The sequence below is a fragment of the Streptococcus sp. SGI.013 genome (assembly GCF_050315295.1).
Classification (GTDB): domain Bacteria; phylum Bacillota; class Bacilli; order Lactobacillales; family Streptococcaceae; genus Streptococcus; species Streptococcus porcorum.
In genome coordinates, this window is record NZ_JBNPOS010000113.1 from 1 (window position 1) to 304 (window position 304).

Sequence of the window (304 nt, forward strand, 5' to 3'; positions counted from 1 at the left end):
TGTAGCGTTACAATAGATGTGAGACTTCTAGAAGTCAAAAAAGAAGATTCCCTGATATGATAAGAGTACCACCACTCATCAAAAAAGGAATCTTCTCATGACTAGTATATCACAAAATCTTCGCTATTTGCCACATACTCTAGAAACACGCTACCACGCTGTTAAAACCTACCAAAATGGTGCCTCTGTCGCCTTCATCTGTCGACGTTACAAAGTTTCAAAAGCCTCTCTCATGCGCTGGAACAAGCGTTTTGATGGAACTAAAGAATCATTGAAAAATCGATCCCATCGACCTCTAACACCT

The 304-nt window shown here is 40.1% G+C and carries 1 protein-coding gene; it reads left to right on the forward strand.

Annotated features, from left to right (window positions below):
* Positions 1–97: 97 nt before the first annotated feature.
* Positions 98–304: transposase (locus ACQRDX_RS09610; protein WP_427896677.1), on the forward strand; the 207-nt coding region annotated here is incomplete at its 3' end.